Below are 15,619 nucleotides of genomic sequence, written 5' to 3'. Positions count from 1 at the left end.
CACTATGTGTGATGAACTTTGCATTGCATTCAATGTGAATGTATTACTTATTGTTATCTAGTTTTCAAAGAACAATCCTGTCTCGATAGAGACATGTTTTGAAGGAATGATCCTTCAAAACTAAACAAGACGAAAACGTACGCTGCTCCATATATCCTTAGAAAGGAGGTGATCCAGCCGCACCTTCCGATACGGCTACCTTGTTACGACTTCACCCCAATCATCTGCCCCACCTTCGGCGGCTGGCTCCATAAAGGTTACCTCACCGACTTCGGGTGTTGCAAACTCTCGTGGTGTGACGGGCGGTGTGTACAAGGCCCGGGAACGTATTCACCGCGGCATGCTGATCCGCGATTACTAGCGATTCCAGCTTCACGCAGTCGAGTTGCAGACTGCGATCCGAACTGAGAACAGATTTATGGGATTGGCTAAACCTTGCGGTCTTGCAGCCCTTTGTTCTGTCCATTGTAGCACGTGTGTAGCCCAGGTCATAAGGGGCATGATGATTTGACGTCATCCCCACCTTCCTCCGGTTTGTCACCGGCAGTCACCTTAGAGTGCCCAACTGAATGCTGGCAACTAAGATCAAGGGTTGCGCTCGTTGCGGGACTTAACCCAACATCTCACGACACGAGCTGACGACAACCATGCACCACCTGTCACTCTGTCCCCGAAGGGAAAGCCCTATCTCTAGGGTTGTCAGAGGATGTCAAGACCTGGTAAGGTTCTTCGCGTTGCTTCGAATTAAACCACATGCTCCACCGCTTGTGCGGGCCCCCGTCAATTCCTTTGAGTTTCAGTCTTGCGACCGTACTCCCCAGGCGGAGTGCTTAATGCGTTAGCTGCAGCACTAAGGGGCGGAAACCCCCTAACACTTAGCACTCATCGTTTACGGCGTGGACTACCAGGGTATCTAATCCTGTTCGCTCCCCACGCTTTCGCTCCTCAGCGTCAGTTACAGACCAGAGAGTCGCCTTCGCCACTGGTGTTCCTCCACATCTCTACGCATTTCACCGCTACACGTGGAATTCCACTCTCCTCTTCTGCACTCAAGTTTCCCAGTTTCCAATGACCCTCCCCGGTTGAGCCGGGGGCTTTCACATCAGACTTAAGAAACCGCCTGCGAGCCCTTTACGCCCAATAATTCCGGACAACGCTTGCCACCTACGTATTACCGCGGCTGCTGGCACGTAGTTAGCCGTGGCTTTCTGGTTAGGTACCGTCAAGGTGCGAGCAGTTACTCTCGCACTTGTTCTTCCCTAACAACAGAGCTTTACGATCCGAAAACCTTCATCACTCACGCGGCGTTGCTCCGTCAGACTTTCGTCCATTGCGGAAGATTCCCTACTGCTGCCTCCCGTAGGAGTCTGGGCCGTGTCTCAGTCCCAGTGTGGCCGATCACCCTCTCAGGTCGGCTACGCATCGTCGCCTTGGTGAGCCATTACCTCACCAACTAGCTAATGCGCCGCGGGTCCATCTGTAAGTGACAGCCGAAACCGTCTTTCATCCTTGAACCATGCGGTTCAAGGAACTATCCGGTATTAGCTCCGGTTTCCCGGAGTTATCCCAGTCTTACAGGCAGGTTACCCACGTGTTACTCACCCGTCCGCCGCTAACATCCGGGAGCAAGCTCCCTTCTGTCCGCTCGACTTGCATGTATTAGGCACGCCGCCAGCGTTCGTCCTGAGCCAGGATCAAACTCTCCGAAAAAGTACAAAACCGAAGTTTTGTTTTTCGTCAGCGTTTGACTGACTACCTATGAAGTATCATAGGATTTTTTATAAAAATTCGAATTAACAGGTACGTTTTGTCTTGTTTAGTTTTCAAAGATCATCTTCGCCGTTCTTAGCGGCTTTAATAATATAACATTTCGCTTCATCTTATGTCAACAACTTTTTTAAAGTTTATTTCCCGAAGCGTTTTGTGTTTGTCACTGTGTGTCAGCGACGATTAATAATATATCACGAAAACATTCTATCGGTCAACGCCTTTTCAAAACTTTTTTTGAAATAGTTTTATTAAGCATCTTAAACCCTTGTCCTGCATACAATCAAGTAACAATCTTGGACAAGGCAGGAGTGTTTGAATTGAGTCGATTATATGTGTTGCCTATTAAACGGCTGAAGCAAGTTGTCATTATTCTTGTAGCAGCCCTTGCAGCTGCAACCTTTTTTTATGTACAAAAGGCACCGCCGCTGTCGGTATTTAAAACTGAACATGGACCCCGAGCCATTTATAAAGGCGAGATTTCATCAAAGCATGTCTCTCTCACTTTTAATATTGGCTGGGGGGATGAGAAGGCTGTTCCTATTTTAAATGTTCTTCGAGAGTACGGTATAAAGAACGCCACTTTCTTTCTGTCTGCTTCTTGGGCTGAGCGTCATCCTGATATCGTGAAACAAATTAAGGAGGACGGCCATCAAATTGGAAGCCTCGGCTATGCTTATAAAAATTATAGCCAGCTTGAGGATAGTGAAATCAAGCAAGATCTTGTCCGTGCACAAAATACATTTCAAAAGCTTGGACTGGATGACATTCAACTATTAAGACCGCCAACTGGACAGTTTAACGAAACAGCACTGAAAATTGCCACTCAGTACGGTTATACCGTTGTTCATTACAGCATTAATTCACAGGATTGGCTGAATCCGGGGGTCGACCAGATTGTTCAGAATGTAAATGATCGTATGAAAAGCGGGGACATTGTTCTCCTTCATGCCTCAGATTCAGCAACCCAAACCGCTCAAGCCTTACCTGCTATTTTGAAACAAATAAAAGAAAAGCATTTAAAAAATGTGACGGTTGGCGAACTGATCTCCAATACGAAAACAAAGTCATCGGAAGTTAAGTAGCTTTCGCTTTTGAAAACCGCGGCATCGCTAACAGCTGAAACGCATTACAGCCTAATAGCGGGAATAGCATTAAATACAGCCAGTCCTCTTCATTGACTCTGAGCGCCGGGAACCATTCTAACGACGTGATGACGACCATGAGAAACATTGCAGAAATAAATGTTTTCTTAGAGGACTGCTGCTGTTTAAAGTAAGCCACGATCAAAGCAAACACACCGATAAATAAAGGCAGCCACAAGTATGGAAGAAATGATTCATTCTCCCCGAAAAACAAAAATCGCAAGTAAGCTAAATCAAACAGCACAAAAATCACAAGAAACAGCTGAATGGTATTCCATAAAGAATGTGACCGGAAAATCTCTAACGCAAATCGGTGCACCGTCAAGAAGACAACAAACCCCATCTGGCTAATGACACTAAAGATCATCCCTACACCAATGAACCAAAACAACACAGATGCGATCTCTAGAATTTCAAACGATATAAAAAGCTTCTGATATTTTCCCCACTCCAGCGCAAAGCCTACCACGCTTGTAATGACCGCTCCAACAGCTAGCACAGAGAAGAAAAAACGAACTAAATCCCGACTTTTCATTGAATTGATCCAACCCCTATTTTTGTTATGTATAAATTTACGTGAAACATTCATATTAAAAGTAAGACATGTAACGAAAGGAGCCACAGTATGTCAAAAGGCATCTTGCGTATAGTGAGCTGTTTTCTTCTTTTATCTCTAACAGCTTGTGCTCCCAAAACCCAATCCTCATCTAATATGGACTATGACGAAACAAAAAAAATGGTCGTCGATATATTAAAGACAGATGACGGTAAAAAGGCCATTCAACAGTTATTAAATGACGAGGCAATGAATGAAGCTTTGGTAATGGATGAACAAACTGTGAAAAAAACGATAGAGAAAACACTGACTTCTGATAAAGGCAAAGAGTTCTGGAAGAAGGTCTTTGAGGATTCTAAATTTGCCGAGACTTTCGCAAAATCCATGCAGCAACAGCATGAAAGGATGTTAAAACAGTTAATGAAGGATCCTGACTATCAACAGCTGATGATGGATATTCTCAAGGATCCTGAAATGGAAAAGAAATACGGTGAACTGGTAAAAAGCAAAGAGTTTAGAAAGCACTTAGAAAAAGTCATTACGGAAACATTAAGCAGCCCTCTTTATAAGAAGAAATTCGAAGATGAGCTCAAAAAGGCAGCATCTGAAAGCAGCAGTGATTCCGGATCGCAAGGCAGCGAAGGAAGCGACAGTTAAACATCACCCGAGTGGCATTCATCCACTCGGGCTTTCATTATGCTTTCACTGCTAATTGTTCAATGACTTTATTCGCAATGTGTTGATACACTTCTCCTGTCGGATGACTTGCATCATAGACAGAAGGCGCGAAATCATCCTCATTCCAATCAGGCTGTCTTAAAGGAATTTGGCCAAGGACTGATACATGCAGCTCTTCAGCCAGCTTGTCCCCGCCACCTTTTCCAAAGACGTATTCCTTCTCACCTGTTTTTTTGCTTTCATAATAGCTCATATTCTCAACGACACCGAGCACCTCATGATCTGTTTGCAGTGCCATTGCGCCTGCTCTTGCTGCAACGAAGGCAGCCGTAGGATGCGGTGTAGTAACAATGATTTCTTTACAGCTAGGCAGCATTGTATGAATATCAAGCGCCACATCTCCCGTTCCAGGCGGAAGGTCTAATAGTAAGTAATCTAATTCTCCCCACTCAACTTCGTGGAAGAAGTTATTTAACATTTTTCCAAGCATCGGCCCTCTCCAAATTACCGGTGCATTTTCTTCAACAAAAAAGCCCATTGAAATCACTTTGACTCCAAAGCGCTCCACAGGAATAATTTTTTCCCCTTTAACTGTTGGTCTGACAGTGATTCCCATCATATCCGGTACACTAAAGCCATAAATATCAGCATCAATCAGCCCGACATTTTTCCCTAGACGAGCGAGCGCTACAGCAAGGTTAACTGAAACAGTCGATTTACCAACGCCGCCCTTTCCACTCGCAATCGCTAAGAACTCAGGCGGGTTTTTAGAGTTAAGCAGGGTTTCTTCCTCTTCTTGTGATGGCATAAACTTTTCAAGTGTTTCCTGAGGCAGTTCCTCAAAACGAAGTCCTACTGTGTTAGCGCCTGCTGATTTCAAGGCTTGTACGATGTCTTGCTGCAGCTTCATCTGCTCAGCAGTGCCTGTTTTTGCAATAGCCACCTTCAGGCTCACATGCTCTTTCTCAGGCTTTAGGCTGATTTCCTTGATGGCATCCAGCTCACCAAGCGGTATATGAAGGAAAGGTTCGTCCATCTTCCCAACTAGTTTTCTCACATCATCTTGTCCGATCATAGCAGAACCTCACCCTTTATTGAATTCGTTTACAATCCAAGTATATCATACATATCCTTACAATGTCTGTCCTGTTTGCCTGCGATCAAAAGGAAAAAGCCCCTTATTCAGGCGGCTCTTTTTGCTCTGTTAAATATCTTAAAATCCCTTTATAAATAGAGGCGGCAATTTGATCCTGATATTTAGGTGTTGCCAGCTGGCCAGCCTCTTTTGGATTGGAGAGAAATCCAATTTCCACAAGAGCTCCTGGCTTTGTGACATTTTGCATTAAATAAATGCCGTTGATCCGCTTCGCCTTTCGATCTGTGTTTTCAAGGTTTCTGCGCAATTCATCTTGAATGAACTTCGCTGCCTTTTCATTTTCTTCATACTTTCCGTAAAAAAACGTCTGAGCCCCGCTCCATTTGTTAGATGGTATCGCATTTAAATGAATGCTTAAATAGAGATCCGCTTCAGACTCATTGATGACTTTGACGCGGTTCCTTAAATCCTCCGCTTTCTTCCGGGCATATCCCCTTGTATTCTTTGATGATAAATCAGAATCATCCTCTCGGGTCATGAGAACAAGCGCTCCCTGCTCCTGCAAATAGTCACGTATCTTCATGGATACATCCAGTGCAATCTCTTTCTCAAGCAGCTCTCCTCCTACAGCCCCGCCATCTGGACCGCCGTGACCCGGATCTAAATAGATGATCTTCCCGCTTAGAGGCAAATTCCACGATTTCCATGAATCATCATTTAGAAATTGAAACCTGAATAAGAATAAGAGGACAATAAACCCAATTAAAAACCCTGTCCACTTCAGCTTTCTTTTCATCCCTGTCCCTCCCATACACCATTATTTTATAGATATGGGACAAGGGCTGGAAATATGCTTAGTGCAGCCGAAGCTTGTGTCTTTTTTCTGATTCACGAAAGCCTTCCTGCCACCACATGCTTAAAAATTCTTTCGCAGATGGATACAAACACGACATCTTCCGCTCCATACGGAACATATTCCCCCAAGATTGCAAGCATCCTGCCAGCTCTTCAATCAGCTCAGCTTCCTCCTGAGAGGACCGCTTCTTGATATCGTCGAACGATTCGCCGTATTTACTCGACTCACCATATCTCCCGCCAGCTAAAAAAGCTTCAATGGCGAAATCGATGCAGCCATCACTCATAATACCGGCTGGATCATCTGCAAATGGAAACAGCTTCTTCGTGAATTTCTCGGAAGCAGCCGTTACTTGTTGAAGAGACAATGTACGCAAAAGCTTCTTTTCAAGCGTGACATCTCGTTTTGTTTTCAGTTGATAAAATGAAAGCACTTCTGCCATGGACTGAACTCCTTTTTTCTTTGTATTGTTCGTTGGTTTGAACAAAACATGCAGTTCAGTAAATGGAAATGACGTTCAGTGAACGATCGAAATGGAAAATTGTGATAAAATAGACATTTACATATAGAAAGAATGCTAAAGGAGCAAAATCAATGAAGAAATGGATGTATATCCTGCTGCTATTAACAGTCGCCCTATCTGCATGCAGCATTCAAGCCACAGAGAAAAAGAGCGATATAAAAGGAATAGAAGACATATCCTTAAAACAACTTTCAAACCACAAAAACACGTATCTCGGTGACAATTCAGCCATTCGTGAAATCTTATCAAAACTTCCTGGAGGCGTAATTCGTGAATTTGAAATCATCGATGGAAAAGCATTAAACGTCACATATGGGGCAAAAGAAAATGACAGCTATACAGAAGAACAGTTTGACGCCTTCTGGTTTGATCAAAAGGACACGATCGAAAAAACGTATTTATACAACGCAATCGCACTTTATATTCTTGTCGATAACGTAGAGCAAGTAACACTTAATATGAGCTCTAAAGATGAACCTTCCGTCACGTTTAAAAGAAAACAGTAAAAAAGCTACTTACTCATTTAAGACATGCAATACAAAGCTTTGGCAGAAAGGACTTGTATATGAAAGACCATAAAATGATTACCATGGAAAGGAGCCTAAAATCAAAGGGTTTTAATATTTATTTAAATGTCTACAAATGAACAAATCAGGGATAAGTTGTTATATCAGTAAATCGATTAGTTGGATTATCTTCTATAACTCGATAAATTAACTCAGCAATATCACAAGGAGTAAATTTGCTCACTTTAAAATGTTTGAATTGTTCTGCAATCGATAAATCATTACTATTATTTATTATGTCTGTATCTGTCGGCCCTAAAGATAAATGAGCTACTCTTACATTTGATTGTTCCATCGCCAATTCCTTGTATAGCCCTTCTGAAATGACTTTTACAGCATTTTTTGTAGCACTATAAATAACTCCATAAGGAGGGACTTCTTGACTAACTGTAGAACCTATATTTATTATAATGCCCTTATTCACAGATCGCATGTACGGTAAGACTAGGCTTACTCCATTAATTACACCTTTAATGTTTACATCAACAGCATTGTGCCATTTTTGAAGTTTTCCATCTTTTATTAATGATAAAGGCATTAAACCAGCATTGTTTATTAAGACATCTATTTTACCATATCCCTCCATCACAATTTCAATCATTTTTTCAAATTCCTCAATTTTGGAAACATCTATTGGAATTATTAACGGACGGCCACCAAGCTTCTTTATTTCCTGCGCAACATTATAAAGCTTCTCCTTATTTCTCGCAACAAGTACAACATCAAAACCTTTTTGAGACAAATAAACTGCTGTTTCATGACCAATTCCACTACTAGCTCCTGTAATTATAACTACTTTTTTCACCTGATAACCCCCTCTTATTTTTTTATTAAATTATTGACATCACAATAATGGATTTTTATCTCAAAAGGTGGTGCAGTTTTTAAGTTTTCCCATGAAAGCTAACGTACTTTTCTTAGCTTATTATCATTTCGAGTTATAAAGTAGAGGAAAGAAAGTTGAATACATGTTTTAATTTTAAAAAAAGTTCAATTCTTTTTAGAATTGAACTTTTTTTAAAATTATTTTTCTACCTCAATGCCCATACTTCTTGCAGTACCTTCAACCATTTTAATAGCTGTTTCTATAGAAGAGGCATTTAAATCTTGCATCTTATATTCTGCAATTTCTTTTATCTTAGATTGGCTTATTTTGCCAACTTTTTCTTTATTTGGTTCCCCCGAACCCTTTTTGACACCTGAATCACGTTTTAATAATTCTGCAACAGGTGCAGTTTTCAGTTTAATTGAATAAGAACGATCTTCATAAACCGTAATTTCAGCTGGAACAATAAGCCCAATTTGTGCTTGTGTCATCGCATTATAATCTTTACAAACACCCATTATATTTACACCTGTCGGTCCTAGAACTGTACCAACTGGTGGTGCAGGATTAGCTTTACCCGCAGGCAATTGGATTTTAACAATCCTACTTACTTTCTTTGCCATAGTATATCTATCTCCTTCTCGGTTAAATTTGCATTTTTAAAAACAGTTCGCCTGAAAGCAACACCTCTATGCATTATATCCATTTTGATATTACAAGTCAAATATCAATGAATAGTATAGCCTCCATCAACCATTATATTTTCGCCCGTAATCATTTTATTATGATCACTACTGAGGAACATTACAACGTAACTTATATCCTGTGGTTTTGCATATTGATTAAGCGGTATTTTTGACAAAAATGCTTTTTGGACATCTTCATGAGCTAAAAAGTCTTTACTTTTGGTCGTTTCAACGTAAGTTGGTGAGACACAGTTAACCAATATATTGTATATTGACCATTCTAAAGCTAAAACCTTAGTCATACCTATAAGACCAAATTTACTGACACAATAGGGTGCCCTTAGTCCATTAGCAACTACACCATGTTGTGAGCCAATATTAATTATTTTTCCTCCCTTTTTGTTATCTTGCATCTTAACAGCAATTGACTGGGATAAGAAAAATGTTCCTTTTAAGTTAACGTCTATTATTGTGTCCCAATCTTCTTCATTCACTTTTAAAGCCGGGCGAAAAATATTGTTACCGGCACAATTTATAAGTATATCAACTTTTTCTTTATACCCCTGTATTTTTCTCTTTATATCATTTATATCAGTGATATCTATTAAAAGGATATCAATTTTATTGTTAAATTTATCAAATATCTTGCTTTTAATTAACTTTAATTTAGTTTGACGAGAAGGTAAATCCGATAAAATAATATTTCCTCCAAGTTCTGAAAATCCTAATGCAATAGTAGTTGCAATATCACTTGATGCACCCGTGATAAGAATGTTTTTTTTAGAAAAATCAAAAAAATTCATTATTTTACTCCTATTATATTTGTGATAAATCGTTTGTTAAACGAAGAAGCGGTTTAAATTTCCCTATTGCTAATTGAATTAGAATATTTTCTGTAACATCGAACATACGCTCTAAATTTTCACCCTGATAACTTAACATGGGGTGACTACCCAGGTTTATACCAGCTGCATTAAGTTGAATTTGATGCATAATTCTTCCTGCCTCCATCTGAACAGCTCTATAACCTCTTAAATTCATATTCTTTAGATAATAATGAATGTTTGAGGCTACATGAATTATTAATGGTAATTCTGTCAAGTTGAAATTTTTTCTAGTGAGGTTTCTTTGAATATTAAAAGCAAAGTCTCCTCTTTTAACTAAAATAAAATTTTGATTCAGTTGATCATAAAAATAATAGCCTTTAGCTAATCCTTTAACATTATTTGCATAAAAATAAAGTTTCACAAAACGAAAGGAATGGTACCCTTTAATAGGTACATCTACACTAAAATTCTTTTGTAATGACATATCTAAAATATTACGAACTTGTTCACAATCTAATTGATCAAACAAGAAGTTTTCGCCAGGAGAAACTCTATTACGAGATGCATATAATAAATCATATGGATATGGATAATCTATATCTTCTCTGTAATAAACAAGATTATTAGTAAAGCCTGTATTAAATAAACTATCATTAGCTATCAAACAATTTAATTCTTTAATCTCTGTATATAAATAATTAGGAGGTGTATAGCTATGCTTTAAAAAGCCAAGTTGATTTCTCTTAATAATGGGATTAACCACTTTATTATCTCTATATGTTAGTTTATTAGTGATTTCAAGTTTCACCGCTGCATAAGTTGTTTCTTCACTTATATCAATTCCTAATAAGCTATTTAATGCGTTGTCATCAAATAAATATTTAGTAGTTGATTGAAATCCAAAAATTTTAGACATTAAGTAGACCTGACCAACGATAGCCCCTATATCAAGCCCTTGTAGTCGATATGAGAAGTTAAGATATTTAAAAAAATTTTTCCAGTAAAAGGATGTAATGAATATATATATTCCTTTGCCATCCTCATTTAACGCTTCGTGAATATATTGATCAAAGTTTCCTTTTCTCAGACATACTAGTCTCGGACCAGTTACATCAAAATAATAAATACCTGAATCCATCTCACTAATTCCCGTTATATAAACATAAAGTTCACCAGGATATAAGCCACCTCCGGAAGCAACACTACGTCTAAAAAAACTAATGGATTCACCAGTATTCAACTCTGACTTATTGGTTAACCAATTGTAATTAATTAGACCATAAGTATACCAAAGCATATAACTCAGTTGTTGAAAAACTGAATAATCGTTATTTTCCACTTCATTTTGAGAAATTGGAAAATCAGTTTCCAGATTGATATGGTTATAATTAGGGTAAATTTTAAAATTTATCGGTTTTCCAAACTTGCTTATACTCTCGTCAACATTCGTTACAGAGGAAGGGTTATATTGTAGACTTTTTAAAAAACTCAATTTTTCTTTACTTATTTTTAACATAGCCAATACTCTCTTTTTTAAAATTACGAACTAGATTCATAGTATCTAAGTTATATTTTTCTTCTACAGCTTTATAAATAAGATAACAAAGTAGATAACGATCCAAATTTCTAAGACCTAAATTTTTTACCATTAAGTAAGTAAAAACGGTTATTAAACGCGAAGATAAGAAATCTATATCATTATTCATATAATCTATGAAATCTGGATTCTCTAAGATTAAATTATGAAAAGGACTTTTCTCCAAAAAATCTCTGTGTCCTGCATCTTTTTGTTCATTCAGGTCAAATGGCTTCATGTTACCTTTTTCAATCTCAGATCTCATTAAACTTTTCATTCTTCTAATAACCTTTTTAAATAATTCGGAATTTTCATTTAAATTTTGTTTTTCTATTAAATTTTCGATTTTACCAAAAATATATTCTTTATTTACCAAATAAATTTTATTGAATTTTTCTTTTAAAACGTTAGGGTTTTTCCATCTTGTAAAAAATCCATTTACATGAGAAGCAAATGAAAAATACCCACTAGTTATTGATTCGTAATTATAGTGGGCTGAAACTAGAAATAAGTCTAAGATAATATCTAGCCTATCATTATAATCGTTAACTGTAGAACCAATACTTTTCAGAACAACTTCATTTGTACATTTATAGAAATCTGCTAATAATTCATCTCCCATTGGTCCAAATTTCCCTTGTGTATCATTAAATTTATGGTTAAATTTAGTTTTAACATCAATAATTTGTTTAATGCTATTTTCTATATTAACAATCTTTGGCTTAGCTATATTAGAATTAAAATACAAATCTATTCTGTTGTTTTGATTCTCTTCCTTTCTAGTAAAAAAATAATCAGTATAAATTTCTACATTAGAATTAATTTTTGGAATTATGGAATTAATAAAAAGGTTTTCATCTATATTACTTTGTATTTTCAATTGTGTAAACCGTTGCATTTATAAATTCCCTCCTTCCTAAAATTTTTAATACTGCAATTGATGATATAACTTAGATAGGCTTCTTCATATGGTTTAAGTCCTATTCTGTTGTTCGTCATATGAATATAACTCGTCATTATATAAGTAGCACCTTCTAACCAATCACTCTTTTTTATCTTTTTATTACTTAAAATCAAATCATTTCTTTCTAAACCTTTTTTTATTCTAGACACTGTATCTTTCAAGTGCCCATTCCAATCAAGATTAACTTCAAATTCCAAATCGTTTTTTTCATCTAAGGAATTCAAAATATATTTATCTAATATATCCTTTTGTAAAAGATATTTTTTGTAGAAATATCTTTTAATTGTTATAGTATCCCCTTCCATATACCTTGACCATAATTCAGTATAATTATCTAAAAAAATTATACAATCATCGATTTTCAAATGCATGGCCTTTAAATACGAGAGGATCACTTTCATACCCATAAAATACTTATCTTTATTGTCGTTTAATTCACTTAAAAAATCAAAAATTAACAAGCTTGAATTAAAAAAATGTTCTTCAGCTAATTTTATTCCGTGTTTTCCTCCATACTTTTTAAACTCAGGCACGTATAATTCTTCGGTAACTGTATTATTGACCATAATACGATTGTTTTTTAAAGAAATATTCTCTAAATTTGCTAGTCGATTCAACTTTCTTGTCATCATATTATCATTATCTATATTTTTAGAAGGATATTTATTTAAAAACATTTTAATATGATTAACAATCATCTCATTAATTTTATTAGTATCATTATTTACAACTAACTTTATTCTAAACCTAATATGTGGACCTCCTTCCCAATATCTAATAAAGAAAAATTTCTCAATTTTCCTTTCTACTAATAGTTTAACTGTTAAAGGTTTAATTGATTCCCTTATTAATTTGTCCAAATCACCATGATAGTAAACATGATATGCCTTCCAAGCTAAAGAATTATTTTGCACTATTTCCCCTCCTTTAATATTAATAATACTCAATTAAGAACTCCATAGCATTCTGAGCGACATCCCCATAGAATTTATCATTTATGTTAGGCAAAACCTCTTGAAGTGTTACTGAACCCCTAGCATCTTGGATGATTTTCTTCAAAGCTTCGGTGTGAAAGTAATTTTCAGAGTCCAAAAACTGTGGTTTACGATAACGAGTCTTCTTTATTTCATCTATCCAACTATTTAAATCTTTTTCTAAAATATCATTCTCTGAGAAAGCATCAACAGTATTTGCCACTCTTAAAAATACATGTTTAGGGATTTTTTTTGACATGAAAAGTTGATATATATTTAGAAAAGATTTAGTTTTATCTTCACTAAATTGATCATTAATAATATTCGATGGCATTTTCCATGTTTTTCTATCAAGAACAATGGATCCTAGCATTAGTCTAGGAAGTCTCTCTACTTCTTTAGAATTTTCATTTATGAATTTATTCCAAAAAGAATACTCTATACCATTTGTCTGTGTGAAACTGGATAACACTTTATACAATGGGGGTGCAAGCATTGGAAATAAAAAACCTAATGGCACTAATTCAATAATTTTTTTATATCTTTTAGAAAACAATTGGATTCTTTCAGTTTTTTCATCATAGAATATTTCGATATCTGATAGATATATTTGATTAATTCCCTCATTTGGGTAACATCCTGGATAGGTTATTTCATTATCTAATAAAGGAGGATGCGTATTTATATTCAATCCCATTACAGCATTCAAATCCACTAAGATTTTATCATGATTTGAAATATTTTTATAATTAGATTTTATCGAATTTACAAAATCACTATTAGAATTTTTCTCGAATAAATTACAGTATCTAGAAAAATGTTTCCCGTGACCAGGTCCTAATTTATTTATAACCAAGAGTTTCTTATTGCCACAATGTGCGATTTGAAAATAAATAGAGTAATTAATGTTTTTTATAATTTTCGGGAACTTATGCGTGAATTTCTTTACCCACGAATGATCTATAGTGATAGTTTCTTTACTCTCTTTGATTGCTTCCTTTAAATAGTTATAGAATTCTTCTCTTAATATTTTTATTTCTCGATATATTTCACTTTGTTTTACCTTCCTCCATACATCTTGGTAATTCTCATATTTTTTGTAGTTTTGATAAAATTCTAAAAAATCAACTCTGTCATCTTTACTATATAACTCTTCAAAAATTATTCCCATAGATATTTTTTCTAATATATTATCATCAAATAAAGGCATTAATTTACCTACCATTGCTAGGTCTTTAATATTTTCTTGCCATTCACCCATATTTAATTTTAAGTCAGTTCCATTATAATAAACATCTTCAAATACAAGGGAGGTCTTGCTATCATGATATAATTCTAACTCTAACAACATATAAATTTTTTTTAATTGTTTGGAGATTTCATTCAAATATATTCTTCGCTCTTTGTGATTGGACTTTGAAAATTTGCTGAGAATTTTCGATATCTCTTTTAAATGTTTTAAGCAATCTTGTACTAATTTATTATCTATAGGCTTTAACACCTCTACTAAACCATTTAAATAATCGTACTCCTGTTCTCCCAAACCCAGGTGTATATCTACTAAGCCAATACTTTCTAAATATAGAATTAGCTCTAAAATTTCTCCCTTATAATTTATATTTTCTCTAATACTGGATATCATCTTATTGACTTTCATTTTTTTTCGATCTTTTAATAATTTAATTATATGATCAACTATCTTATTATCTTTAATAGATATAAAATTCTCATTTGAAAAAGCCTTTGCAGTACCATCTTTTCCTCTAACAAAAAAATTTATCCGTTCTATCTCTTGTTGCTTTTTAATTGTATTATTTATGCTTATAAATGCGTTTTTTTTAACTTGTTTGATACCTAGTAACTTTCTTTCTATTGTTTTTAAATAAACTAGATTTAAATTCACATAACTATTAATATGATTTAAGTCTAGTTTTATTGATGTTTGCTCTTTCTCCTCAAAAAAACCATAGCCTAAACCAGTAAAAGAACTGAACGGTGTTGGTTTAAGAATCATACGATTTAAATAATTAACTAGAGATAATTCAGCATGTCTATTTTTTTTGGATATTTTTAGTTCTTTGTCGTCTAGCTCTAAATATTTTAATAATCTATCGTATAGGTGAACATTAGAAAGCTGAATAGCTTTTATAAAACTATCATCATTTATTATTTTTTTAAATAAAGTTCTCTTTTTAATTAATTCAGAATCAAAGTCATCTTTGAGCTTCTTTTTCCCTAAATTATATCTATTCATTAATTCTAACCATTTATTTATATCCTGCACAATTTCACTAGAAACATCTTTTAAATCATATTTCTCAATTTTTTCTGGTCTGAGATTAAATATATCTCGTTTTAGATTTAATAATTTTTTAGTATCTATTACTTCATTATTATTTTTAACGAAATAATACAGTTCATTTGTTAATTTAGATGATTGCTCTTTAATTTTAATAAATAAATTATTTTGATTCTTAAAATTTGATATTGTATCACTGAATTTCATATTAGTAATAGATTCGATATCTTTTCCAGCAATTCTAACTAAAAAGTGTGGAGCAATATTAATATCTTTCATT

Annotated in this window: 14 protein-coding genes and 1 rRNA gene; 3 read left to right on the top strand and 12 right to left on the bottom strand. The window is 35.3% G+C overall.

The window, feature by feature from the left end; translation table 11 throughout:
* Nucleotides 1–161 precede the first annotated feature (161 nt).
* Nucleotides 162–1,710: ribosomal RNA gene (locus tag NSQ72_RS01000) — 16S ribosomal RNA — on the bottom strand.
* A gap of 377 nt (nt 1,711–2,087) precedes the next feature.
* Here NSQ72_RS01000 and pdaB point away from each other — a divergent pair.
* Entirely contained in the window at nt 2,088–2,852 is a 765-nt protein-coding gene (gene pdaB / locus NSQ72_RS00995) for a polysaccharide deacetylase family sporulation protein PdaB (RefSeq protein WP_039176021.1), read from the top strand.
* Here the strand turns inward: pdaB and NSQ72_RS00990 are convergent.
* Nucleotides 2,845–3,447 (bottom strand): KinB-signaling pathway activation protein, encoded by a 603-nt coding sequence (locus NSQ72_RS00990; RefSeq protein WP_047203789.1) that lies wholly within the window; start codon nt 3,445–3,447, stop codon nt 2,845–2,847. The two genes, pdaB and NSQ72_RS00990, sit on opposite strands and share 8 nt — an antisense overlap.
* A gap of 90 nt (nt 3,448–3,537) precedes the next feature.
* Between NSQ72_RS00990 and gerD the strand changes: the two genes are divergently transcribed.
* On the top strand, nt 3,538–4,125 hold the full coding sequence (gene gerD, locus NSQ72_RS00985) for a spore germination lipoprotein GerD (RefSeq protein ID WP_039176014.1): 588 nt from the start codon (nt 3,538–3,540) through the stop codon (nt 4,123–4,125).
* Nucleotides 4,126–4,162: 37 nt separating this feature from the next.
* On the opposite strand, the gene NSQ72_RS00980 is transcribed toward gerD, so the two are convergent.
* From NSQ72_RS00980 to NSQ72_RS00970, 3 genes are all read right to left on the bottom strand, one after another.
* Nucleotides 4,163–5,221, bottom strand: a complete 1,059-nt coding sequence (locus NSQ72_RS00980; RefSeq protein ID WP_341083053.1) for an Mrp/NBP35 family ATP-binding protein — start codon at nt 5,219–5,221, stop codon at nt 4,163–4,165.
* 103 nt (nt 5,222–5,324) lie between these two features.
* Nucleotides 5,325–6,038, bottom strand: a complete 714-nt coding sequence (gene cwlD, locus NSQ72_RS00975) for an N-acetylmuramoyl-L-alanine amidase CwlD (protein ID WP_034283867.1) — start codon at nt 6,036–6,038, stop codon at nt 5,325–5,327.
* Nucleotides 6,039–6,096: 58 nt separating this feature from the next.
* Entirely contained in the window at nt 6,097–6,540 is a 444-nt protein-coding gene (locus tag NSQ72_RS00970; RefSeq protein WP_047203791.1) for a DUF2521 family protein, read from the bottom strand.
* A 152-nt stretch (nt 6,541–6,692) separates the two neighbouring features.
* Between NSQ72_RS00970 and NSQ72_RS00965 the strand changes: the two genes are divergently transcribed.
* A complete protein-coding gene (locus tag NSQ72_RS00965) occupies nt 6,693–7,127 on the top strand; it encodes a DUF4825 domain-containing protein (RefSeq protein ID WP_341083050.1) in 435 nt (144 codons plus the stop codon).
* A 145-nt stretch (nt 7,128–7,272) separates the two neighbouring features.
* On the opposite strand, the gene NSQ72_RS00960 is transcribed toward NSQ72_RS00965, so the two are convergent.
* From NSQ72_RS00960 to NSQ72_RS00930, 7 genes are all read right to left on the bottom strand, one after another.
* Complete coding sequence (locus NSQ72_RS00960; RefSeq protein ID WP_341083049.1) at nt 7,273–7,992, bottom strand: SDR family oxidoreductase; 720 nt, start codon at nt 7,990–7,992, stop codon at nt 7,273–7,275.
* A 218-nt stretch (nt 7,993–8,210) separates the two neighbouring features.
* Nucleotides 8,211–8,636, bottom strand: coding sequence for a 50S ribosomal protein L11 (rplK, locus tag NSQ72_RS00955; RefSeq protein WP_159145317.1), 426 nt, complete (start codon nt 8,634–8,636; stop codon nt 8,211–8,213).
* A gap of 104 nt (nt 8,637–8,740) precedes the next feature.
* Nucleotides 8,741–9,502, bottom strand: a complete 762-nt coding sequence (locus NSQ72_RS00950; RefSeq protein ID WP_341083046.1) for an SDR family NAD(P)-dependent oxidoreductase — start codon at nt 9,500–9,502, stop codon at nt 8,741–8,743.
* Between the two features lie 13 nt (nt 9,503–9,515).
* Nucleotides 9,516–11,042, bottom strand: coding sequence for a SagB family peptide dehydrogenase (locus tag NSQ72_RS00945; protein ID WP_341083044.1), 1,527 nt, complete (start codon nt 11,040–11,042; stop codon nt 9,516–9,518).
* Nucleotides 11,026–12,000: a hypothetical protein gene (locus NSQ72_RS00940; protein WP_341083042.1), complete on the bottom strand. Its 975-nt coding sequence runs from the start codon at nt 11,998–12,000 to the stop codon at nt 11,026–11,028. The genes NSQ72_RS00945 and NSQ72_RS00940 overlap by 17 nt, the downstream gene beginning before the upstream one ends.
* Nucleotides 11,979–13,013, bottom strand: coding sequence for a thiopeptide-type bacteriocin biosynthesis protein (locus NSQ72_RS00935; RefSeq protein WP_341083040.1), 1,035 nt, complete (start codon nt 13,011–13,013; stop codon nt 11,979–11,981). The genes NSQ72_RS00940 and NSQ72_RS00935 overlap by 22 nt, the downstream gene beginning before the upstream one ends.
* Nucleotides 13,000–15,618 (bottom strand): lantibiotic dehydratase, encoded by a 2,619-nt coding sequence (locus NSQ72_RS00930; RefSeq protein WP_341083038.1) that lies wholly within the window; start codon nt 15,616–15,618, stop codon nt 13,000–13,002. The genes NSQ72_RS00935 and NSQ72_RS00930 overlap by 14 nt, the downstream gene beginning before the upstream one ends.
* Nucleotide 15,619 lies beyond the last annotated feature (1 nt).

The organism is Bacillus sp. FSL R5-0659 (assembly GCF_038008785.1).
GTDB classification, from domain to species: Bacteria; Bacillota; Bacilli; order Bacillales; family Bacillaceae; genus Bacillus; species Bacillus safensis.
This window is presented reverse-complemented; position numbering and strand designations above follow the sequence as displayed.

Bases quoted from the DNA above. Each gene is read 5' to 3' on its own strand.
- NSQ72_RS00990 (WP_047203789.1), bottom strand. From the start codon at position 3,447: ATGAAAAGTCGGGATTTAGTTCGTTTTTTCTTCTCTGTGCTAGCTGTT.
- NSQ72_RS00950 (WP_341083046.1), bottom strand. From the start codon at position 9,502: ATGAATTTTTTTGATTTTTCTAAAAAAAACATTCTTATCACGGGTGCA.
- NSQ72_RS00970 (WP_047203791.1), bottom strand. From the start codon at position 6,540: ATGGCAGAAGTGCTTTCATTTTATCAACTGAAAACAAAACGAGATGTC.
- NSQ72_RS00945 (WP_341083044.1), bottom strand. From the start codon at position 11,042: ATGTTAAAAATAAGTAAAGAAAAATTGAGTTTTTTAAAAAGTCTACAA.
- rplK (WP_159145317.1), bottom strand. From the start codon at position 8,636: ATGGCAAAGAAAGTAAGTAGGATTGTTAAAATCCAATTGCCTGCGGGT.
- gerD (WP_039176014.1), top strand. From the start codon at position 3,538: ATGTCAAAAGGCATCTTGCGTATAGTGAGCTGTTTTCTTCTTTTATCT.
- NSQ72_RS00965 (WP_341083050.1), top strand. From the start codon at position 6,693: ATGAAGAAATGGATGTATATCCTGCTGCTATTAACAGTCGCCCTATCT.
- cwlD (WP_034283867.1), bottom strand. From the start codon at position 6,038: ATGAAAAGAAAGCTGAAGTGGACAGGGTTTTTAATTGGGTTTATTGTC.
- NSQ72_RS00980 (WP_341083053.1), bottom strand. From the start codon at position 5,221: ATGATCGGACAAGATGATGTGAGAAAACTAGTTGGGAAGATGGACGAA.
- NSQ72_RS00940 (WP_341083042.1), bottom strand. From the start codon at position 12,000: ATGCAACGGTTTACACAATTGAAAATACAAAGTAATATAGATGAAAAC.
- NSQ72_RS00930 (WP_341083038.1), bottom strand. From the start codon at position 15,618: ATGAAAGATATTAATATTGCTCCACACTTTTTAGTTAGAATTGCTGGA.